This is a genomic window from Brooklawnia propionicigenes (assembly GCF_030297015.1).
GTDB lineage: Bacteria > Actinomycetota > Actinomycetes > Propionibacteriales > Propionibacteriaceae > Brooklawnia > Brooklawnia propionicigenes.
On the sequence record NZ_AP028056.1, the window covers coordinates 1,755,854 to 1,777,292 of the forward strand.

Sequence of the window (21,439 nt, forward strand, 5' to 3'; positions counted from 1 at the left end):
ATGGAGATCATCGGCGCGCGGGTAGCGCGGACGCAGGTCAAGTATCACCGGTGGGCAAGGGCTGACCGCCAGGCGCGGTTCGGTGACTTGTTCAATCTGGTGTCGCATACCAGCTACCTGCTGGTGGCTTGGGAGCATGTGGCACACAACAAAGGAGCCCGTACTGCTGGAGTTGATGGCCTCACGGTGCGTCAACTCGTTCAGCAGGGCGGGGTCGGGGCGTTTCTGGCAGGGATCGCCGCGAGCTTGAAAGACGGCACGTACCGGCCTTGCCCGGTGCGCCGGGTGCTGATCCCCAAACCGGGCGGCAAGTCGCGGCCGTTGGGGATCCCGACGCTGGCCGACAGGGTCGTGCAGCAGTCTTTGAAGATGGTGCTGGAACCGATCTTCGAGGCCGACTTTGTGCCGGTCTCCTACGGGTTCAGGCCGAAGCGGCGCGCTCATGACGCGGTCGCTGAGATCCATTACTACGCCACGCGCGGGTATCGGTGGGTGGTGGACGCAGACATCGCAGGATGTTTCGACCATATCGACCACACCGCGCTACTCGCACGAGTCCGTGAACGGATCAAGGACAAACAGGTCATGGCGTTGGTGCGGGCATTCCTCAAAGCCGGAGTTCTTGACGAACTCGGCCGCGAGGCCGCCACCATCGAAGGAACACCCCAAGGCGGGATCATCTCGCCGCTGCTGGCCAATATTTGCGTTGTCCGTGCTGGACGAAGCGATCATGGCCCCGTGGGCCGAAGGCGGCGATCAGTCCACCCAGGCTGCTCGCGCTAAACGCCGCTATCACGGGAAGGCCAACTGGCGGATCGTGCGCTACGCCGACGATTTCGTCATCATGACCAACGGCAGCGGCCAAGACGCCGCCCAGTTGAAAGAACACGCCGCCAAGGTGCTGGCAACGGTCGGGCTCACGTTGTCCGAGTCCAAGACCCGCGTCGCGCACCTCAGCGAGGGAATCGATTTCCTCGGCTTCCACATCCAATGGAAGAAACGACGAGGAGACCGGAAATGGTTCTGCATGGTCTTCATCGCCGACAAGGCATTCACCAAGATCAAACAGACCATCCGTGCGTTGACTCCCCGCCGGTCCCCACGACCACTCACCGACGTGATCAACGAGGTCAACGCGGCATTGCGAGGCTGGACGTACTACTTCCGCCACGCGCTCGCCGGACGACGGTTCTCCTTCCTCAGGTATTTCACCTGGCGAAGATTCGTCGCCTGGCAACGCGAGCAACACCGCTGGGGCTGGAAAGGGGTGAAACGATGGCTCCGCCGCCCCAACGGCAGCTGGAACACCATCACCACCCCGGCAGCGGTCCTCTTCGATCCCACCAAGGTACGCATCGAGCGCTACCGGTATCGAGGCAACCGCATCCCCAACCCCTACGACCTCACGATCACCGCGTGAACCGGCATCAACCTCGTGGAGAGCCCGTTGCGTTGAAAGGCGCACGGCGGGTTCGGCGGGCGGCCCGGGGAAACGGAACAGCGGTAACGCTGTCACCGCGCCCCGCGCCGACCCACCACGTTATGGTTCGAGACTGATACCGGTGACGGGTTCCGTGAGCCCGGCTTCAGCAAGGAGCGCCGGTTGGAGCCGCAGATCACGGTCGGGTTGTTGACCGATGCGACCGGTGCCCCGTTGATGATTGAAGCGTTCGAAGGGAACCGGGCCGAAACCAAGACGATGATCCCGCTGATCCGGGGGTTCGTGGAGGCCCACGGGATCGCTGATGTGGTCGTGGTCGCCGATGCCGGCATGATGAGCGAGCAGAACCTGAAAGATATCGAGGATGCCGGCTGGTCGTTCATCGTGGGCGGGAAGATTCCCGAGATCCCGTACGCGATCAGCCAGTGGCGCAAACAGCATCCGGACGCTGAGCCGCCCGATCAGCTCGTGCTGTCACAAAAACAGGTGATGGGTGTCAAGGCCGATACCCGGCATCGGAGCGTGTATTTCCAGTACCGGGCCGATCGGGCCCGCCGTACCCTGCACGGTGTCGACCAGCAACTCACGAAAGCCGCGAACGCGGTCGCGGGGAAGACCCCGGTGAAACGCAACCGGTTCATCACCTTGTCCGGGGCACGTCCGTCGATCAACCGGGAACTGGAGGCCAAAGTGAAAGCCCTGGCCGGCTGGAAATCGTATGTCACCAATCTCGACAAGCCGGCCGAGTTCGTGATCGGCGCGTATCACCAGTTGTGGCATGTCGAACACGCGTTCCGGATGTCCAAAAGCGATTTGAAAGCCCGCCCGGTCTACCACCATAAGAAGGAATCGATCGACGCTCACCTGGCCGTCGTGTTCGCGGCGCTGGCCGTCAGCCACCACATCGAACAAGCCACCGGATGGACCATCAAACGCTTCGTGCGTACCTTCCGCCAATACCGCGACGTCACCCTCACCCTCGCCGGCCAGACCATCACCGCCAGCCAACCCATCCCCGCCGACGAAGCCGACATCCTCGCCAAGATCAACAACTCAGATGCGCACTAAATTGGCCCAAGTCGGGTCCAAGACCAGACCGGGGTCAGCATCAAGCGCCTCGTGCAGACCCTGCGACCCCTCCAGAGCGTCACGATCACCATCACAGGCCAGCCCATCCAGGCCCAACCACGCCTCACCCCCGAAGCCGAAGCCATCCTCACCAAGATCCCTGGCCGAGCGGGGCACTAAATCAGGCCCGAATTGTTGAACTCAGGCCCGACTACGCCGAAATCGGTCTTGCGTCGGATCTCGAGCCGCATCGCGGCCTCCTGTCATCGGCCAGACAGCCAGTCACCCGCATAACGGATGCAGACTGCTGCCGGTGGACAGCCTTGGACACCTTCGGGCGAAGACCCCTGCATGCAATCAGCGCCGACCGGCACCAACAGAAGGTTCCAGTGTCCACGGCGTGACGGCCGACGCCACCCCTCCGCGCGCTTGCCGTCAGGCAACTGCGTAGTCCCACGACCACCGCCCAGCCAGGAGCACATGTGGGCCGCCGGCAAGGAGAGAGTTCGGATCAACACACAGCCGAGCCTAAGGAAATCGACGCAACGGTTGCCTTTAAGCCCCCGACTGCACGGGCGTCCCCCGAGCGAGGGCCCCATCGAGCACGCTTCCGAACGGGCCCCAGCAATCGCGATACTTATACCCCGATGTATCCCCGCCCCGTCGGGCGAATGGAAATAGTCTTCACTGTGGCCCTGGTTGAAAGAGCAAACGAGACAGCGGCGACAATGTCGGACAAGGGAATCGCAGCCTCAGGCACAGAATACCCCGCTGCGGCCACCTCATCGTCCGTGGCGTCCAAGGTAAGAAATGTAGGTTCGCCAGCGGTATCGAGGGCAGCACTTGCGATGACACCCGGGTAGACAGCTGTCACTCGCACATCCTGCTGAATCTCCAAAGCGGAAGCAAGCCCAGTGAGGGCATACTTAGCAGAGACGTACGGCTCAGACCCCACTGCACCTCCTTCTGACTCGCCATAAAGAAGGACATTGTGCTGAGGGAGCCCCCAGTCCGCGACAATAAAGACCAGTTGAGAGCCCCGCTTCCTTAGAAGGCTGGGAAGGCATGTTTGCACGGTCAGATGCGCAAGAATAACGCTGTTCGAAAGAAACTCGACGAGCTCCTCTTGAGTGATGTCGGCGATGCTCTTCCCCTCGTCCTCACCGATGTGCCCAAAGGCGGCGTGCACAAGGTAGTCCAAGCCGTCGGGGGCGGATGCCTCTATGGCCGATCGCAAGAGCGTCTGACCTTCGCGGGTGCTCAGATCAGCCGAGAGCGTTAGTAGTTTGCCTGTCCCGACGCTGGCGGGGGTCGCATCACGCAAGTCGGCCAGTCGCTCTACGGAGCGGCCGACTGCAATAACCGAATCCCCATGAGCAAGCCTCTCGGCAACGATAGCGCCACCGACTCCAGACGTCGCCCCGCTAATCAGTCCAATACGATCACGCATTTGTCCTCGCCCTTCATCAAGATCCCTCGACAACCATACCAGTCCGCCGCGCGCCGCGCGGTTGATGCGCATCCGCACGGCTCAACTGACCAATCAGAGCGTCGATGAGATTATCCCCCACGCGCGCCTGCCATCGACCGTCTGCCTTACTCAGAGGTAATCCCATGTAAGCGATTCTTGGGCCCCCCGCATCAACAGCATACGGATTGTAGATGACGAAATCAAAATCCTGAACCAAGAAGAAGAACTCATCACTCAAGAAATTGACATGCACAAGCGCGCTCTGATTGTGTCGGCGGCGCAACTGCTCTGCGCGCGAACGCATCACGGCCGTGTCGGGGATAAAGAAGTGATACTCGATGCCCCGAGTCAAATTCTCCCTCACCACTCTACTGAACGGTGCGTCGATGATGTCTTCCGAAAGATCCGGGGAAATGAGCCAAATTTCTCTAGCTTTAGTCTGACTCTCGAATGCGACCAACTGCTCGGTCGCAATCAACCACGAAAGCGCCTCCGGTACCGGCGCCTGTCTCGCCTCGATGACAGCCAGAGTTTCTTGAACGTCTCCAGAAATCCGCCTTCCGATACTATGGAAAGCCAAGAAGGAAGTTAACGAATAGAGAATGAGGACCGTCAGCAAGGAGACTATCATGGTCAGATAGCCAAACTTCGTTTGGAACTCGGCAAGAACAACCGAGAACAGGACGGTTAGGACCGTAATCACCACCACCGACAGACCCTGATCAGTGGCCCACTCGCGAAGCCTATTCATGGCGGCTTCCGAGTGGACTTGTCCACACTGCAGGCTTCTCCGGCACGGGCAGCAGTCCCGCCCGCGAGGCTAAGCTCACGCCTGCATCCGTTATCGGAGTGCATGTCACTGGGATGCGCAATGACTCTCGCTGGGTTGACAAGTACTTGATGACTGCAGACCGAGCGGCCTTCGGAACCCCAGGCAATGTGGCAATGACTTCGACGTGAATGGCTTCTGGTGCGCTCTCCGCACCGACCTGCACGTCATCATCGGACAGATGCGCCAGTGAGGAGACCCCCGGTTCACTTATCAGTCTCTGCAAACCCGAACGCGTGAGCGGCACTGTCGCGGCGTACCCGACAACGTCCCCAAATGAATCCTTCCACACAGTGAAGATTTCCGGCATAAGCCCCCACCAGTGCTCAAGGTCCGTCAACGAGAACTTGTCAACATAATGCGGAAAGCACGCCCACTCAATACGCAAGATGTCCTGCAGTTCGGACACCCCAGCCACTGAAGGTCGAAAGTCTTCCGGTGCCGCTCCCTTGGTCGGGATATATCGGGCTAGATAGTCGTTTCGTTCGACGCCAGCGCTGCAGGAAAGGGAGCAGCCGCCCCTGCACTCATCGACCAGATGGCAGCGCGCGCAACTCGCCGACAGATGCTGTAGCTGACGGAACGACGCCAATTGCGCGCTAGTAGCCCAGATGTCGTCCACGCTCTTCAGCAGCACGTTGCCCAGGTTGTAGGCTGTCGTCGCGCCGCACCGTGTGAGATTGCCGCTGGCGTCGAGGGAACCGTGGGTTGAACCCCACACACAAGGCTTCAGGTACTTATGAAATCTTGATGGCACCGTGCAGTACGGAAAGGCATCTTCACAGCTAACGGCAATCCCATAGTCGCTGGAGAGTCGCTCGATATCTTCGAACAGACGTAGAACGTCATTGTGCGAAAGGGTGTAACGGGCCGAGTCGCGCGCCCTTCCACTCGGGATGATCCGCTGAATCAGCACGTGGTCGACGGGTAGCGCGTGGCCATTCTTGAGGGCGGCGATTGTTTCGTAGAGGCGGGCAGCGCTCTCGGGGATGGCATTGTAGGCAACCCCGATGGATTTCCCGGAATTTGCTACCCTCTGGAGGTTACCGACGACGCGATTGAAGGCGCCATCCGAGCCAGCGAATGCATCGTGAACTTCCGACGTTGGCCCGTGGATAGTTGTTTCGAAGACGTCAACGAGCCGTGCTCCCATCAGGGGATCACGCTCTAGGTAGGCATGAGTGTTGGAGAGAATCAGAGTCTGGAGGCCGACCTCGTGTGCGCGAGCGCAGAGCCGTAGAATCTCGGGGTGCTCGGCAGGATCCCCTCCCAGAAATATCACCTCCTTGACAGATGTACCGGCGAGCGAATCGAGCACTCTCAGGAGTTGGCTGGTTTCCGCGTGAGGCGCCTGGTCCCCAGCCGAGAAGTAGCACATGGGGCAGGCGTGGGCGCAGAATTGGGTGACATGCAGTGCCACCGATACTGGCCCCTGCGTACGCGTATCAAGGCTCACGGGGGACCTCCACGAATTCGTTAAGGGAATTCGCGCTGAGCCAGCCGAACGGGGCGATGACCAAGGCGCAGGCGTGACGACCGGGCATGCTCTGTATGGAGGCGGTCACGCATTTCGGCTCGTCATATACACGCCCATCTCCCTCTATCATGTCCAGTAGGGATCGCATAGCGGAGGTCTCTGCCTCGTATGGGTAGGTGCAGGGCTCGCTTTCCGCGAAGTAGCCTCCTCCTGAACTGCTCACTACGTGGGCAAGGCTCGCAGCGGCGGAGCATCCTTCGTCTGACACCGCGATGCTGTACACGGCTGGGATGATGGCCCCAGGCGGGAACATCCCAACCGGGACCTGCTGACTCTGTGTCACATTCCAGCCGCGCGGTATTACAGAACTCAGCCTGACGAGATTTGCCTCTGCCATGCCAACCGCGCGCAGGGCTGCGTGAAATGCCGCCAGTTTGGTTGCGCCGTGAGCGGATCCCGAGAGGCACTGCGTCATCCTGGTATGCACAGGTGTTCCTCCCGAGTGTCTGCCAGCGTGTTCCGAGGTCGCACTGAAACGCGACGACCGCTGCGTGCGACGTTAGCAGTTGATCGATGCCCGACAGAGGTGTCGTCGATCGTGAGACGCCGACAGACCAGCAGTGGGTGTCAAGGGCCACTGGTTTCTGCCCGGAGGCGGACATGAAACCTGCCCGGTGGCGGTCACGAGAAGTGCCCGGTGGTGGCCATGGGATCTGCCCCTGGGGGGTTGTTGGCCATCCACCTCGGTCGAGGCTGGGTTAGTGCAAGGGGGTCACCCCCCGGCCGGCGAGGGCTTGGGTGAGTCGGACGCTGTCGCCGCTGGTTTGGCAGACGTGGGCGTGGTGAAGGAGCCGGTCGACGGTGGCGGTGGCCAGGGTTTTGGGCATGAGTTCGTCTGGACCGTTCCCGGTTTGGTGGACACTGGTGAGGTTTGCGGTTCCCGATAGGGTGAAGGGGAGCTGATTATGGGATCTACGCGGAGGCATTTCACGGCGGAGTACAAAGCTAACGCGGTGGCGTTGGTGTTGGATGATGGGCGGTCGATCGCTGAGGCGGCACGGAATATCGGCGTCCTCGAGAAGACGTTAGGGAAATGGGTGAAGAAAGAACGAGACTTGCGCGATGAGCAGCGTGACCCGGACGAGTCTTTGACACGCTCGGAACGGGCCGAGCTCGAACAGCTCCGCGCGGATTACCAGAGGCTGCTGGACGAAAACGCTCATCTCCAGATGCAGGCCAGTTTCGCAAAAAAAGTGGCGACCTGGTTCGCGAAAGACCAGCAGTGAAGTTTGCTGCGATCGCGGACTGGGCTGATCAGGGTGTTTATCCGGTGGTGTTCATGTGTCGGGAACTCCAGGTGTCGACCTCGGGCTATTACAAGTGGCGGAGTCATCGGGTTTCGGTCAGGCACGACCAAGACGATCTGCTGATGGGATTGATTCGCCATTTTTATGCCAGCAGCCCGGGCCGGCCTGGGGTCCGACGCATTCATGCCGAGCTCGCTGCTGGCGGGCACCGGGTGTCGCGCAAGCGGGTGTGGCGGTTGATGCGGGCGCTGGGTGTCCAGGGCCGTCATCCCGCGGCGTGGCGGCGAACCACGGTGGCTGGCGAGCATCCGGTGCCGGCCCCGGACCTGATCGGTCGAAGGTTCGAGGCGTCGGGGCCGAACGAGAAGTGGTGTGGTGATATCACGTATGTGAAGACGTGGAATGGTTGGGCTTATCTGGCGACGGTGATCGACCTGTATTCCAGGAAGGTGGTGGGTTGGGCTGTCGATGACCATATGCGTACCTCGTTGGTCACTGATGCTTTGGATATGGCTCGGGTTCATCGTCGGCCTCGGACACGCGTGATTTTTCATTCGGACCGTGGGACGCAGTATACGTCGACGGATTTTGCTAAGTACTGTCGGAAACACAAGATTCGTCGATCATTGGGCCGTACCGGGATTTGTTACGATAACGCGGTCGCCGAATCGTTCTTCGCGACCTACAAGAAGGAACTCATCCATACCCGGCCTTGGCCAGATCTCAAGACTCTGAAGAAGTACACGTTTTCTTGGATTGAGGAATACTACAACCAGACTCGTCGCCATTCAACGCTCGGATACTTGACACCGCAAGAATATGAGCTAGGCTACAGAAACATACTTGAACTCGCAGCCTAAACAGCTATCCACTTTATCGGGAACACTCCAGTCGAAGCCGGCGGGGTGCAGGTTGGAGCTGATCGCGACGGAGCGTTTCTCGTAGGCGGCGTCGACCAAGCGGTAGAGGCCCTCGGCGGCGTCGTGGGACACGGGTAGCAGGCCGATGTCGTCGACGACGACCAGGTCGGCGCGCAGGATCCGGGCGATGGCTTTCGACACGGTGTCGTCGGCGCGGTGCCGGCGTAGCAGCAGGCCGAGGTCTTCGAGGGTGAACCAGGCGACGCGCAGTCCTTGTTCGACGGCGTGTTGGCCCAGTGCTTCGAGGAAGAACGTCTTCCCGGTGCCGGAGGGGCCGCAGACGACGAGGTTCTCCCGCCGGCCGACCCATTCCAGGGTCCGGAGTGCTTGTTGGGTGGGGGCCGGGATCGATGAGGCGGTCGGCTGCCAGGCGTCGAAGGTTTTGCCGGTGGGGAACCCGGCCGCGGTGCGGCGGGTGGCCAGCGCGGAGCGTTCACGGCCGGTGACCTCCTCGACGAGGAGGGCTTTGACGACTTCGGCGGGCTCCCAGCGTTGCGCTCGGGCGGTGGCGAGGATGTCAGGTGCTGCGGTGCGCATGTGGGGCAACCGCATCCGGCGCAGCAGCGCTTCCAGGTCGGCCGGTAGCGGCGGGGCGACCGGAACCCCAGCCACCGGGGCGCTCTGGCCGGTCATGAGGCGATCTCCTCAGGGGTGGTGGTGCCGTAGGTGGCCCAGCCGCGGGTGCCCTGGGTCAGGGACTTGTCCTCGCTGGCCTGCAGCTGTTGGGGGTGGGGTCGGCTGCGGTGGTGGTCGAGGATCGAGGCCAGATCGGCCTCGGCGAAGCGGCCGTGGACCGCGGCATGTCCCAAGGCCCAGTCGACGTCGGCGGGGTTGAACAGACGCGCGAGCTGGACCGCGGCGGCCATCTTGACCCGCATCTTCCCGGTGCCCGCGTGAGCGGCCTCGACCAGCCAGAGACGGGCCCCTTCCCCCAAAGCCAGGAACTCGCTGTCCGCGACCGTCCGGGGTGTCGGGGTCCGTTCCAGGGCGCCTGCCGGTGCGGGCGGGAAATGCTGCCCGTCGAGCATCGGGGTGCCGGGGGTGGCGCGTCGGTGGCGGGCGACCTCGACCGGGCCCGCGTCGGTGAGGTGGCAGATCACGATCTGCTCATCCGCGCCGCGGCCGTGGACCCGGACCCAGACCGTGGCCCCGCAGAGCCGGTGAGGGACGGAGTACTGGCCGTGTTCGAAGTTCACCATCGGCGTGTTGACCGGAACCACCCTCGTGGTCCCGAACGCGACCGTGAACGGCGCCGCCGCGACAGGATGCAACCGGAGACGTTCCTCGGCCAACATCTCGACCGGGGCCCGACGTGTCACCCGATGCGGGCGACTGTTCACCATTTCACCAAACGCTTCGCAGGCTGCTTCCAGGTCGGCGAACGAGTCATAGGCGTCGCGCAGGTTCGCCTCCGTGGGCACCAGGTCGGCCTTCGCGAGCTTCACCGATGATTCGGTGCCGCCCTTGCTCGCCGGGTCCGCCGGGACACATGTGTGAACGGTCACCGCATAGTGCGAGGCGAACGCGACCAGTTGTGGGTTCCGGACCGGGATCCCGGCGATGTGCTCGCTAGTGACGGTCTTCTCGTTGTCGGTCAACACATACGTCGGGACCCCACCGATCCGGCGGAACGTCACATCCAGGGCGGCGAACACCGAGGGCAGGGTCTTGTCCCGCAGCGGCAGCACCACCCGGAACCTCGACCACGCGACCCAGGCCACGAACAGGACCGTCTTGACCCCATCGATCAACGGCCCGTCGCCGTAGTCGTACTGCAACCACATCCCCGGCTCGGTCACCCACGGCCGATGGACCCTGCGGTTCCCGACCCGGAACGCGGCCTTCGCGGCCGCGACCGCGCGGCGGGTGGTGCGCTCCGAGCCGGTGAACCCCAGCCACACCAGCTTCTGGTGGACCCTGTCGGCGCGGACCTTCCCCTTCGACCGCTCGACCCACTCCTCGACCTTGTCCAGGTAGTCATCGATCAGCTGAGGCCGGCGGGCCGTCCCCGACGGCGGGCCACCCAGCTTGTCGCGGGCCTCCACATAGCGTTTCACCGTGTGATGAGAACACCCCACCAACTCGGCAGAATCACGCAACGACCCAGTCAGATCGTAAGCATCCAAGATTTCCATGATTTCCTCGGCAGACTTCAAGATGTCCCTTCCCCGGGTGACGAACAGTGCTTCAGCACCACTCATCGCACTCGAGGAAGGGACGCCGACCGCGGACGCGGCCAGGCAACGGATGTCGTGTCGGGCAGATCCCATGGCCACCACCGGGCAGATTTCATGACCGCCAGCGGGCAACTACATGACCGTCACTGGGCATTTTGCCGTGTCCGCCGACAAGTGGGCGCTAACGGCTTGGATCCCTGCGTGCGATCAAGGGGCTGGGGGGGCCACGCCCTATGTCAAATCGCTGCCAATGCGCTCAACGTCGACGGCCTTCCTGCGCTTGCGAGCTATCCTGGCTCGCCAAGTTATTGATCGCTCAATCGACTCACTCGCCACGGGAGCCACTCACCCCCGTCGAGTTGCCTCTCGATCGTCCGTCAGCCGGTCTGGTATCGGCGTACTGGCAACGTTGCGCCGTGAGCAGGTGACGGTATCCGCCCGGACAAGGGATTGGCTGAGCTAGCCAGCCTGGCCGTTCAGAATCGTCGTTGCGGTCCTCGAGGTCGTGCTCACCTGGGGCGCCCTCGGACCTGCTCGGGGCTCACCGACCGGCCGAAGGATTCCTCGAACATCCCCTGCGCGTATTCCAGCACCGGATCGACATCCGTGTCGAAGGCGACCCAAGGGCGGTTCTCCACGCCCAAGGCGAGTTCTTCTCTGAGATGCTCACGCGCTTCCTTGATGCGCCGGTGGGCGGTGCTCTCGGAGTACCCGAGGTCCTCGGCGATCTCCCTGAGCGGGTGTCCTTGCATCGACGCCCTCAGCGGCTCCCGCAGTGACGGAGGCAGCTGCCCGAGAGCCTGCGTGATGGCGGCCACCGACTGGCGGTCTTGAGCGACATCGCCCGGGTCAGGCGCGCTGCTCGCCGGGTCCCTCTCGCCGAGGGCCACCGTGATCGGTGGGGGGGCGGTGGTGCGCTTGCGGACCACTCCGGCGTCGTCAACGCCGCGCCAGCGGGTGTGCTTGATCGTCATCCAGGCGTAGCTCGCCCAACCCTCCGGGCTGGTGCGCTGGGGGTCGAATCGGTAGGCCGCGCCCGTGAGTTCAACGAACATCTGGCCGCGGATGTCCCCGGCGTTGGAAGTCCGTCTGGTCTGGGCGTAGACCATCGGGAGGACCGAGGCGACCAAGTCGGTCACGGCCTGCTGTCCCTCGGCGACCAACTGCGGCCAACGCGATGGGTCGACCCCCCGAAGGATCTCGGGCGGGTTCGCCGGATCGCCGGTCGCTGCGGCGGCACCGAGATCGCGGGCGTGGCAGAGGGCCAAGATCGAAGGGCCCTCCTGGACCGTGCCGGGGGTGATCGTCGGTAGCATCGGAGCGATCCGTGCCGAGGCTCCGGGTTCGCGGACGGCTGCGGCTTTGGGCTCCACTGGCGCGGGCTGCGCCACAGCGTCCGGCAGGTCGAACTCGCGCAGGATCCGGGGGTTGGTCAGGTACTCAAGTGACAGTCTGCTGACCCTCGCCGCAGCGGAATGGGCCGCGGGCTCGCCGAGGATGTTGGCGACAAGCACCGCTTGGCCGAGACCCGAGCGCAGCAGCACATCCAGGCGGACGTGAGAAGGCTCGGTAGGCTCTGGACGTCCGGCGAGTTGCCGCACGGCGGTGCCCACCTGGAGCATGACGGCTTGGTCGACCCGGTTAGCGCCGAGGCGTCGGCCGTCGATCTGGCCCAGTGTGGTCTGGTGTGCTCGGGCGAGCTCGCGGATGCTGCCGAGGAGGGCGTCACCGTAAGGCCCGGGCAGCGCCCCGGCTTTCGCGGCTTCGTCAACCAGCGCGTGAGTGTCGCGCAGGATCGCCAGGTGCCCGAGCGCCACACTGCGGCGCACGATGGGGGCGTTGTGGACGGGCTGCACTGCTGCGAGGGCCTCTTGCCAGGCCGCCAGGCCGACGCCGACGGCCGATCGGCGCGTTGGGGCGTGGATCGCGCCGTCGAGTGCGGTCTCGCCGGCGAGCAGCCATGCCTTCGCGCGGTCGTCCGGCGTCCGGACGCGCACCCAGTGCACGAGTTCGTAGGCGACGTGGTTGAGGGTCGCCGCGTCGCGCTGTCGGTCGAAGTCGGGGCGCGCCGCCATGTTCTGGCCGACGTCGGCGAGCGCCGCGCTCACATCGCTCAGCGACGGCGCCAAGATCGGTTTCACGTCCGCAGTTCGCGCTGCGCCGGTCGTTGCGGTGGCCAGCAACGCGAGGGGGTCGGCAGTGGAGGTCGGGCCGAGCGCTCGGCGGATCGCCACCAAGCTGGACACTGTCCGGGTCCAGTCGGCCATCAGATCGAGGGTGAGCGGCGGCTCGACGTCCCACTCGAGGCGGGCGAGTTCCCGCTGAACGGCCTGCCACATGGGCCGTTACCCTCGGCGTCCGACAGCGCTGTCCCACTCCCTGCGGACGTCGGCCAACAGCACCTTCAGCCGGGCCAAGTCGGGCAGGTCTGCGGCGAGGGCCAGATCCCAGGTATGAACCTCGCGCAACGCGTTCTCGACGCACTCGAGCGCCGTCAATCGTGTCAGTCCCGGGACGTCCACGGGCCGGCTCGACGGGTGAGTGGCCGCCATCAACAGCGAGATCCCCATCGCCTCGTGGATCATCGCGGCCAAGTCGTCCCAACGGTCAGCAGTCAGCATGGTCGCCTGCCCCAGCAGGAGATCGACCTTGGCGATCGACTCGATGGGGATCTGCACTTCGGTCATGATCGTGATCCTTTCCTTCCAGATGTCCTCGGATCGTGGGCACGAATCCCTTCGCCCGTACAAGTCACCTGGCGCGCGGGCGAGCGCCACTGTCCACAGGGCTCAGGGCCACGCCGCGGCGCAGAGGTGCAGGATCGGCGTCCGGCGTGGGTCGCGGTGGGCCGGACGGGCAGCACGACCGGACGCCGCGTCGCCGGCGGGGCTGGCGTGGCCGACGACCGTTCGAGGTCCGCGAGAGCCTGCGAGACCAGGCGCTCATGGCGGGCGTCCGTCCACGGCAGCAGGTAGGTCAGTCCGATCACCACGACGATCCCCACGGTGGCCGCGCGCTGCCCGGCGACCACGGTCTGCCAGACCGCAATGCCTGCGACTACTATGCGCAACCGCCAGGCGAACCCGATCAGAGGCAACCTGGTCATGCCGTGCGCGAACCCGGAGGCAGAAGCGGCCAGCAGTTGCCACGGCCAGGTGAACCACTGGTAGGCGACGTCGAACCGTCCCGCCGACACCAGCTGACGTTGCCGCGCTCGGCTGAGCAGCGCGGGTAGGTCAGTCCGCCCGATCCAGGTCGCCGGGACGACGAGGCAGCGGCGTCCGGCCCGCCCGATGCCGGCGATGCGTTGACCGGTGACCAGGACGCGGACCCCCGGGTCGCCGGTGACCGCGAGTGGGGTCGAGGGGCGGCGCGCCCACCACACCAGGCGGATGATCACCGGTTCGGCGACGACCCCGGCGACCGTGCCGACGACGACGATCGCCAGGGCGCCCCACGCCGCTGGGCCGGGCAGGGCTTCGATGACCAGCAGCCACACCACCGCGGCGATCACCACCCGCGGCAACTTCATGAGCACGCCCGCTCGGCGGAGTTGGCCGCTTCGGAACGGGGAGTCCGTTGACGTCGTCATGATGGTCCTCCTCGACCTCCCGATGCTCCGGAAGCTACCGGTCACCACTGACGGTTTCCCTCGCCGTCGAGGCGCCCTCGGCGCTGGTCGGCTGGGCGGCGAGCTTGACCAGTCGTGCGGCGTCCTTGTCGACGAGGTCGCACCACTGGGCTGCCTGCGCCAGGCTCAGACCGCTGGAGGCGAGCTCCTTGAGTGCCGCGCCTGCCCGTCGTTCGGTGTCCGCGATCACGGCGTCGCGCTCGGCCAGCGCGGTCATCACCGTGGCCGACAGCTCCTCTTGCTTCTTGACCAGGTCCGCCCGCTGCTGCCGCAAGCGGGCGACCCGTTCCGCGGCGCTCTTGCGTGCCTGCTGCTGGATCTCGTTCATCGCCATCGCTGTCGTCCCTCCCGTGCCGTCGGCCGGTTCCCTCTCGTTCACCCTCCTAACGGGACGCCGCCGAACCTCGTGGACACCGAGCGCCCCCCAAGGACCCGTAGCGCGAACATCTGAAGCATCAGACCCCGCAATCACGCTCGACGCCGTCGACCCCTCGGAGCCGCCATCTCCAACCGACCGCGACACCGCGTCCAATCTCGTGCCCGCAGTCGTCCGCCGACGACGACACGACGACGACAAGCCCTTCCGACCCCCCTCATAACCCCTCAACCTCGAGACCCGCACACCTGCTGCAGCAGGGAGGACTCGTCACTCAGCTGGCCGGCCAGGGACCGCACGCCCAGAGCGAGCAGGACCACCAGCACGAACACCACCGTGGAGTGCCCGAGGGAGAACCAGAACCCGACCGACAGCGGCCGGCCACCCTCGGCGAGCTGCTTGCGGGTGGTGTTGTCGATCGCGGCGATGTGGTCGGCGTCGAACGCGTGCCGCATCCCGAGGGTGTAGGCGGTCAGGCCGAGGCCGAGCCCGAGGACCTCGCTGGCCCCGGCGGGCGAGGCCGTCGGGGCCGCGGTGGCCAGCACGCCCCAGCCGACCAGGTGCAGCAGCACGATGCAGCCGGCCATGCCGGCGATCGGCCGCCAGTCGGCCGGGTGGACGGCAGCCCTCAGAGCTTCGCCTGCCACTTCTGGGTCCACACCAGCTCGTTCGGCGTGCCCTTGAACTCGCTGCGGCCCTCCAGCTTGTCCAGGGTCGCCCGGACGTTGGCCTCGTTCGGGTGGTAGGCGTTGACGTAGCACTTGACCATGGTGGCGTCATGCAGGTGCGTGGTGAAGTTGTGGCTCACCATGAAGGTGGGTACTTCCCACACGTACCACGGGCACTCGTTGCTCATCGCGGTCTTCCACTGGATCCGGTAGTTGTTCTGGGCGCCGTACCCGATCACCTCGGCCAGGATCAGCGCCGCGTCCACTTCCTCGCGGTACCGCAGCGTCGGGCCCTTCACCCGGGTGGTGCCGTCGTTGACCGTCACCTCGTAGCCCCGCTCGGTCAGTGCGGCGATGTAGGTGTTGAGCATTTCCGCCTCACCGCCGCCGGTGATCCCGCCCACTTCCCCGGTGAGGTGGTAGATCCGGATGCGGCGGTGGTCGCGCGGGTTCAGCGGCAACTGGTCGAGGGTGTTCTTCACCAGCGTGATGCCCAGGTCGGCCGCGTTCGCGCGCATCGCCAGGTGCTCGGCGCAGCCCACTACGGCCAGGTCCTCCGGGGTGCGCAGCAGGGTGCCCTGGGCCGCGGCCCGGTGCAGGTTCAGCTTCGCCTTGAGCCCCAGGATGCGGCGGTTGGCGTCGTCCAGGCGCTCCTTGCTGATCACGCCCTTCTCGACGCCGGCCTTCATGAAGCCGAAGTCCTCGGCCAGGTCGTTGAAGAACAGGAAGGCGTCGCAGCCGGCAGCGATCGCGGCCGGCACGTAGTCCTCGCGGCGCATCGCCGAGGTCATGCCGAGCATGTGGCTGGCGTCGGTGATGACCGCGCCGTTGAAGCCCAGCCGGTCCTTCAGCAGCCCGTTGATCAGCTCGGGCGCGAGCGTGGCGGGCAGGATGTCGGCGTCGGTCAGGGCTGGGTTGAGCTCCTTCTGGTAGTGGGGCAGCGCGATGTGGCCGGCCATGATCATCTCCACGCCGTTCGCGATGTGGGCCCGGTAGACCTCGCCGAAGCTCGCCTCCCACTCCTCCGGCCGCAGTTCGTTCACGCCCAGCACGAGGTGCTGGTCGCGTTCCTCGGTGCCGTCGCCCGGCCAGTGCTTGATGCAGCTCAGGATCCCCGACTCCCGCTGGCCCTCCACGAACGGGATCGTGTACTTGATCACGTCCGCGGCGTTGGTGCCGTAGGCGCGGGTGTTGACGATGGTGTTGCGCCAGTTGAACAGGATGTCGACGCAGGGGTCGAAGTTCAGGTTGGCCCCGATCGCACGCATCTCCCGTCCCGACACGTAGCCGGCGTCGTGGGCGACAGCGGTCGACCCGGACGCCTCGGTCTGCGCCCCGGACGCCACGTAGGTGCCGTCGTTCATGGCGCCGTTGCCGCCGGAGTCGCAGTTGGCGGCGATCAGCAGCGGGATGCGGGCGGCCGACTGCAGCCGGTTCAGCAGGTCCTGGACCTGGGCCGCCGTCCCGCCGTGGTAGCGGGCGATCCCGATGTGGTACTTCTCGATGATCTCCTCTGCGGTGAGCGAGTTGCCGGAGAAGCTGTCGGCGCCGAAGAAGAAGAGGTTGGTGAACAGCTGGCCGACCTGCTCGTCCAGGGTCATCGACTCGAGGGTCTCCTCGACCCAGGAGATCTGGTCGGGGTCCAGCTGGTACGGCGCGGCGGTGAGGTCGACGAGTGCGGGCATGGTCGGTGGTTCCTTCTTCACTTGACGGTCGGCATGGTGACGGTGCGGATGCCGGAGACGGTCTCCCACGGCACCACGTCGGGGAGCTTGGCGTTGAACTCCTCGATCAGGGACTCCTGGTAGGCCCCGGCGAAGTCCTCGCTGAGGAACCTGGGCAGCGCCTCGGCGGTGAACCGGTGCCAGGACTCCCGCTCCTGCCCGGGCAGGATCGGGTAGTACAGGCAGCCCGCGCGGGCCGCGGCCTCCCGGTCGCCCGGAGCGTCCCCGACGAGCAGGATGTGGTTGGCGGGGTACTTGCCGCTGGCCGCGTACTGGACGTGTTCGGCCTTGCTGCCCATCTCCTGGCCCGCGATCACCCGCATGTACCGGGCGAGCCCGTGCTCGGCTCACTCCCGGCGCAGGGCCTCCATCGGCGTGGCCGAGACCGTGATCTCGTCGACGTGGCCGTACATGGCGTGCATCGCCTCGCGCACGCCGGGGAAGGGGCCGCAGCCGTGCACCATGGCGGCGATCGAGGCGTTGACGGCATTGCCCCAGGCGATCATCCGCTCGGCGGTGGCCGACGGGTTGGCCGCAGCCCAGGCGGCGATGCCCGAGTCCGACAGGGGGTAGGGCGACTCGATGAAGTCGGTCAGCTCCGGGTACTCCGGAATGGTGACCCCGCGCTCTGCGACGTCGGCCCGGTCGCGCAGCAGGTCGAGCAACTGGCGGAGGGCGAGCCAGCGGTTCAGGCCCCGGGTCACCGAGCCCAGGTTCACGAAGATGGCGGTCTCCCGCGCGATCGTGGAGATGGGCTGGAGGTCCCAGTACTTGATGTAGCAGGGGGTGAAACACTCCTGGTGCTTGATGTCCATGGCGTCCATGGCGCAGCCGTCGGAGTCGATGCCCACGAAGAAGTCCTTGGTCGGCACGAACTCGACCAGCGCCCGCGCTGCCTCCGGGACCTGCGGCTGGGCCGGGTACGCACGGCCCGGCTGGTTGGCGGTGGCTTCGCTGCTCACGTTGGTCTCCTGGTCCTCGACGCTCGTTGACCCGAGTACATCGAGGCTGCCCCCCGACCCACAACGAGTTGCCACACCTTGCCCGGGCGCCGCCCTGGTGGTCGCCAGCACGGGACGGCGCCGGACGAGGTCGTCGGGCAGGACGCTGATCCAGCCCAGCAGCTGGCGGTCGCCGCGCCGCTTCCGGGTGCCGGGCAGCGCGCACTCGACCAGGTCGGCGAACCACTCCGGGTCGTCCGCCAGCGCGGCCTGGTCCAGGGCGTCCTCGAGGAGCCCGAGCGAAGCGTAGCCGCGGCTGGCGGCGAGGTGGAGGGCGGCCACCCGGTCCGGCCACTCGGCGCTGAGCCGGGCCCGCAGGGCCTCGGCGAACAGCTGGTGGTAGCGGAACCAGCGGCGCTCCGTGTCCAGCGCGGTGACGAAGACCTGGGCGGACTCGAGCTGTTCCAGCCGCTGCTGCCCGTCCGATGACCCGGTGACCGCGTCGCACAGCGTCCCGGTCATCCGCTCCAGCACCGAGGTGAGCAGCAGGAACTCCCGGACGCCGGCCGGCTGGGCGTTGAGCACCTCTTCGACCAGGTAGTCCAGGACGAAGCGGTGGCTGCCGCCGAAGGCCCGGATGAAGTCGTCCACTGCCGCTGGGGAGGAGACGCGCGGGCGTACCGAGAGGGCGGCCAGTTGCAGGCCGGCCACCCACCCCTCGGTGCGTGCCTCCAGGGCCTCGACCTGCGCCTGGTCCAGGTCCAGGTCCATCACCGCGCGCAGGAACCCGGCCGACTCCTCGGTGGTGAAGCGCAGGTCGGCGGCCCGGACCTCAACCAGTTCGCCCCGGCTCCGCATCCGGGCCAGCGGGAGCTGGGGGTCGGCCCGGGTGGTCATGGCCACCACCACCTGCGGCGGCAGGTTCTCCAGCAGGAAGGCGAGAGCCTCGTGCACTTCCGGGCCGGCCGCGCGGTGGAAGTCGTCCAGGGCGATCACGGTCGTGCCCTCGACGTCCAGCCCGTTGACCACGGTGGCCAGCACCTGCTCGGCGGGTACCGGCCGGCCGGCGGCGAGGAGGGCCAGGGCCTCGGCGACGCTCGCGCTGCCCCCGGCGGCCAGCGACTCGACCAGGTCGGCGACGAACCGGCGCGCGTCGGTGTCGGACTCATCCAGCGACACCCAGGCGATCCGCGGCGGCTCTCCGGGGTGCCCCCGGGCCCCGGTGAGCTGGGCGAGCCACTGGGTGAGCAGGGTGGTCTTGCCGAAGCCGGGGGGCGCCGCGATCAGCACCAGTCTCGGCAGGTGGTCGGGCCTGAGCAGCGGGTTGGCGAGCCGGGTGCGGTCGAGCAGTTCCCGACGCGGGGGTGGCACGCGGACCTTGGCGCCCAGAGCCATCCCCACAGCGTAGCGGCTGGTGTCGGAGCCGCCGGTCGGCACTTTGGGCGGGGGGAGATCGCTGCGCAGGGACTCGGTCAGGCAGTTGCGGGAACAGCCGGCCCGGAGGCTCCGGCGATCCGGGGGAGGCGCGCGGTGAACACCGCGCCGGCGCCGGGCCCGGCACTGGCCGCGACGAGGTCTCCGCCATGCCCACGGATGATCTCGCGGGAGATGGTCAGCCCGATCCCGGTGCCGGAGTCCTGCCCGGCGCCGGCTCGACCCGGCACGCGGTAGAACCGCTCGAAGACCCGGTCCAGGTCGGCCGGAGCCAGCCCCTCGCCGGTGTCGGCCACCTCGAGCACCACCCAGGCGTCCGCGCCGGTACAGGCCACCGCCACCGAGCCGCCGGCGGGGGTGGCCCGGATCGCGTTGCCGACCAGGTTGGTGACCACCTGGCTGATCCGGTCGGCATCGATGTCGGCGACCAGGGGGACGGCGCCACAGTCCACCCGGAGCGTGAGGCCCGCGTCCTGCGCCTGCGGGCGCAACCGTTCCGCAGCGGCCGCGACCACCGGCCGGACGTCGGCCGTCCCGCGCTTGAGCTCGAGCCGTCCCTCCTCGGCTCGGGAGAGCGCCGACAGGTCGTCGGCGAGGCGGCGCAGCCTGCGGCTCTCGTCCAGCACCTGCCCCAGCGACCCGGCGTCGGTGGGCAGCACCTGGTCGAGCATGCCCTCGACGTAGCCGTCGATCACGGTGAGCGGCGTGCGCAGCTCATGGGCCACCTCGCCCAACAGACGGACCCGACGCGCCTCGGTCTCGGCGAGGCTGCGGCCCAGGCTGTTGACGTCGTTGGCGAGGTCGGCCAGCTCGGCCTCCTTCGGTACCGCCACCGTCGTGTCGTACCGGCCTTCGGCGATCTGGCGCGTGGCCCTGCGCAGGCTGCCCAGCGGACGGATCAGCCGCCACGCCGCGAGGATGCCGACGAGCGCGGCCACCCCGGCGCCGATCAGGGCGCCGGTGAGCAGCGCCTGGTCGACCGCGGTGGCGAACTGCTCGCGCAGGCCCGCGTTGGGGCCCGGGCCGGAGCCGGGCCCGCGCGGTCCCCCCGTCTGGGTGCGGCGCAGGGTCTCGTCGAACAGGGCCGGCGCCAGCTGCCGGACGATCAGGAAGGTGGCCAGTGCACCGAGGACCGCGACCAGGACGTGGGAGAGCACGAGGCGCGAGGACAGCCGGTTCATGGCGCGGGCCGCAGCAGGAACTTGTAGCCGACGCCGCGGACGGTGCCGATGATCTCGGGCCGGGCGGCGTCATCGCCGAGCGCCGCCCGCATGCCGCGGATGTGCACGTCGACCACCCGCTCGTCACCGTAGAAGTCGTAGCCCCACACCTCCTGCAGCAACTGGGCCCGCGAGAACACCCGGCCGGGCGCGGCGGCGAGCGCCACGAGGAGGTCGAACTCCAGGGCCGACAGGGTGACCGGGCCCACGCTGTTGTGGATCTCGCGCCGCTCGCGGTCGATCACCAGCCCGTCGAAGGCCAGAACCGCTTCCGGGGGGCGGGCATCCCCGCCGGAGCGGTCGCCGGCACGCCGGAGCACCACCTTCACGCGGGCGACCACCTCCCGCGGGCTGAACGGCTTCGTGATGTAGTCGTCCGCCCCCACGCTCAGCCCGACCAGCTTGTCGACCTCTTCGGAGCGGGCGGTGACGAGGATCACATACACCCCGGAGACGGCCCGGATGGCCTGCAGCACTTCCAGCCCGCCGAGGTCGGGCAGCCCGATGTCCAGCAGCACCACCGCGAACGGTGGCTCCCCCGCGCGGTCCAGTTCCCGCAAGGCTTCGGTGCCGGTCCCGACCTCGGCCACCTCGAACCCGTCGGCTTCGAGGTAGGCCCGCAGGACCGCCCGGATCTGCGGCTCGTCGTCGACGATGAGCACTCGCCGCCCCATTCGGAACACCCGGCTCCCCGCGCTTCGCTTTGCATGATCATACCCCCCGGGGTATATTGGCCGCATCGTCAACGAAGGAGA

Annotated in this window: 20 protein-coding genes and 3 pseudogenes; 6 read left to right on the plus strand and 17 right to left on the minus strand. The window is 66.3% G+C overall.

Annotation, left to right across the window (positions count from 1 at the left end; translation table 11 throughout):
* The 4 genes and pseudogenes from QUE25_RS07915 to QUE25_RS14830 all read left to right on the plus strand — a co-directional run.
* Positions 1-783, plus strand: a complete 783-nt coding sequence (locus tag QUE25_RS07915; RefSeq protein WP_286263788.1) for a reverse transcriptase domain-containing protein — start codon at positions 1-3, stop codon at positions 781-783.
* Positions 731-1,420, plus strand: a complete 690-nt coding sequence (locus tag QUE25_RS07920) for a group II intron maturase-specific domain-containing protein (protein ID WP_286263791.1) — start codon at positions 731-733, stop codon at positions 1,418-1,420. Before QUE25_RS07915 ends, QUE25_RS07920 begins: the two co-directional genes overlap by 53 nt.
* A 114-nt stretch (positions 1,421-1,534) precedes the next feature.
* Positions 1,535-2,509: pseudogene (locus tag QUE25_RS07925) on the plus strand (IS1634 family transposase); the annotation flags it as partial.
* A 15-nt stretch (positions 2,510-2,524) separates the two neighbouring features.
* A pseudogene (locus QUE25_RS14830) lies at positions 2,525-2,689 on the plus strand (IS1634 family transposase); the annotation flags it as partial.
* A 457-nt stretch (positions 2,690-3,146) separates the two neighbouring features.
* On the opposite strand, the gene QUE25_RS07930 reads toward QUE25_RS14830, so the two are convergent.
* The 5 genes and pseudogenes from QUE25_RS07930 to QUE25_RS14840 form a co-directional block, all read right to left on the minus strand.
* Positions 3,147-3,959 carry an SDR family oxidoreductase gene (locus QUE25_RS07930; protein WP_286263793.1) on the minus strand — a complete coding sequence of 271 codons (813 nt, stop codon included), beginning with the start codon at positions 3,957-3,959 and terminating at the stop codon, positions 3,147-3,149.
* A 16-nt stretch (positions 3,960-3,975) separates the two neighbouring features.
* On the minus strand, positions 3,976-4,689 hold the full coding sequence (locus QUE25_RS07935) for a hypothetical protein (RefSeq protein ID WP_286263796.1): 714 nt from the start codon (positions 4,687-4,689) through the stop codon (positions 3,976-3,978).
* Between the two features lie 34 nt (positions 4,690-4,723).
* Positions 4,724-6,265 (minus strand): radical SAM/SPASM domain-containing protein, encoded by a 1,542-nt coding sequence (locus QUE25_RS07940; RefSeq protein WP_340312682.1) that lies wholly within the window; start codon positions 6,263-6,265, stop codon positions 4,724-4,726.
* On the minus strand, positions 6,255-6,761 hold the full coding sequence (locus QUE25_RS14835; protein ID WP_425332768.1) for a pyruvoyl-dependent arginine decarboxylase: 507 nt from the start codon (positions 6,759-6,761) through the stop codon (positions 6,255-6,257). The genes QUE25_RS07940 and QUE25_RS14835 overlap by 11 nt, the downstream gene beginning before the upstream one ends.
* 283 nt (positions 6,762-7,044) lie before the next feature.
* A pseudogene (locus tag QUE25_RS14840) lies at positions 7,045-7,182 on the minus strand (ATP-binding protein); the annotation flags it as partial.
* A 69-nt stretch (positions 7,183-7,251) separates the two neighbouring features.
* On the opposite strand from QUE25_RS14840, the gene QUE25_RS07950 reads away from it, so the two are divergent.
* Positions 7,252-7,572, plus strand: a complete 321-nt coding sequence (locus QUE25_RS07950; protein WP_286263801.1) for a transposase — start codon at positions 7,252-7,254, stop codon at positions 7,570-7,572.
* Entirely contained in the window at positions 7,569-8,453 is an 885-nt protein-coding gene (locus QUE25_RS07955; RefSeq protein ID WP_286263776.1) for an IS3 family transposase, read from the plus strand. Before QUE25_RS07950 ends, QUE25_RS07955 begins: the two co-directional genes overlap by 4 nt.
* Here the strand turns inward: QUE25_RS07955 and QUE25_RS07960 are convergent.
* The 12 genes from QUE25_RS07960 to QUE25_RS08015 all read right to left on the minus strand — a co-directional run bounded on the left by QUE25_RS07960 (position 8,418) and on the right by QUE25_RS08015 (position 21,346).
* Positions 8,418-9,146, minus strand: a complete 729-nt coding sequence (locus tag QUE25_RS07960) for an ATP-binding protein (RefSeq protein ID WP_286263804.1) — start codon at positions 9,144-9,146, stop codon at positions 8,418-8,420. The two genes, QUE25_RS07955 and QUE25_RS07960, sit on opposite strands and share 36 nt — an antisense overlap.
* Positions 9,143-10,669, minus strand: coding sequence for an IS21 family transposase (gene istA / locus QUE25_RS07965; protein ID WP_286263806.1), 1,527 nt, complete (start codon positions 10,667-10,669; stop codon positions 9,143-9,145). Before istA ends, QUE25_RS07960 begins: the two co-directional genes overlap by 4 nt.
* 530 nt (positions 10,670-11,199) lie before the next feature.
* Complete coding sequence (locus tag QUE25_RS07970) at positions 11,200-13,029, minus strand: sigma-70 family RNA polymerase sigma factor (protein WP_286263808.1); 1,830 nt, start codon at positions 13,027-13,029, stop codon at positions 11,200-11,202.
* 6 nt (positions 13,030-13,035) lie between these two features.
* On the minus strand, positions 13,036-13,377 hold the full coding sequence (locus QUE25_RS07975; protein ID WP_286263810.1) for a hypothetical protein: 342 nt from the start codon (positions 13,375-13,377) through the stop codon (positions 13,036-13,038).
* Positions 13,374-14,282, minus strand: coding sequence for a hypothetical protein (locus QUE25_RS07980; protein ID WP_286263813.1), 909 nt, complete (start codon positions 14,280-14,282; stop codon positions 13,374-13,376). The genes QUE25_RS07975 and QUE25_RS07980 overlap by 4 nt, the downstream gene beginning before the upstream one ends.
* Positions 14,283-14,316: 34 nt before the next feature.
* Entirely contained in the window at positions 14,317-14,655 is a 339-nt protein-coding gene (locus QUE25_RS07985; protein WP_286263815.1) for a hypothetical protein, read from the minus strand.
* A 269-nt stretch (positions 14,656-14,924) separates the two neighbouring features.
* Entirely contained in the window at positions 14,925-15,356 is a 432-nt protein-coding gene (locus QUE25_RS07990) for a HoxN/HupN/NixA family nickel/cobalt transporter (protein ID WP_286263818.1), read from the minus strand.
* The gene (locus tag QUE25_RS07995; RefSeq protein WP_286263820.1) at positions 15,326-17,050 is read right to left on the minus strand and encodes a glycoside hydrolase family 3 protein; all 1,725 of its coding nucleotides are present in this window, start codon (positions 17,048-17,050) and stop codon (positions 15,326-15,328) included. Before QUE25_RS07995 ends, QUE25_RS07990 begins: the two co-directional genes overlap by 31 nt.
* A gap of 17 nt (positions 17,051-17,067) precedes the next feature.
* Positions 17,068-17,412 carry a hypothetical protein gene (locus QUE25_RS08000; RefSeq protein WP_286263822.1) on the minus strand — a complete coding sequence of 115 codons (345 nt, stop codon included), beginning with the start codon at positions 17,410-17,412 and terminating at the stop codon, positions 17,068-17,070.
* Between the two features lie 24 nt (positions 17,413-17,436).
* Positions 17,437-19,425: a winged helix-turn-helix domain-containing protein gene (locus QUE25_RS08005; protein ID WP_286263824.1), complete on the minus strand. Its 1,989-nt coding sequence runs from the start codon at positions 19,423-19,425 to the stop codon at positions 17,437-17,439.
* Positions 19,426-19,502: 77 nt separating this feature from the next.
* The gene (locus tag QUE25_RS08010) at positions 19,503-20,645 is read right to left on the minus strand and encodes a sensor histidine kinase (protein ID WP_286263826.1); all 1,143 of its coding nucleotides are present in this window, start codon (positions 20,643-20,645) and stop codon (positions 19,503-19,505) included.
* Positions 20,642-21,346, minus strand: coding sequence for a response regulator transcription factor (locus QUE25_RS08015; protein WP_286263828.1), 705 nt, complete (start codon positions 21,344-21,346; stop codon positions 20,642-20,644). Before QUE25_RS08015 ends, QUE25_RS08010 begins: the two co-directional genes overlap by 4 nt.
* Between the last annotated feature and the right edge of the window lie 93 nt (positions 21,347-21,439).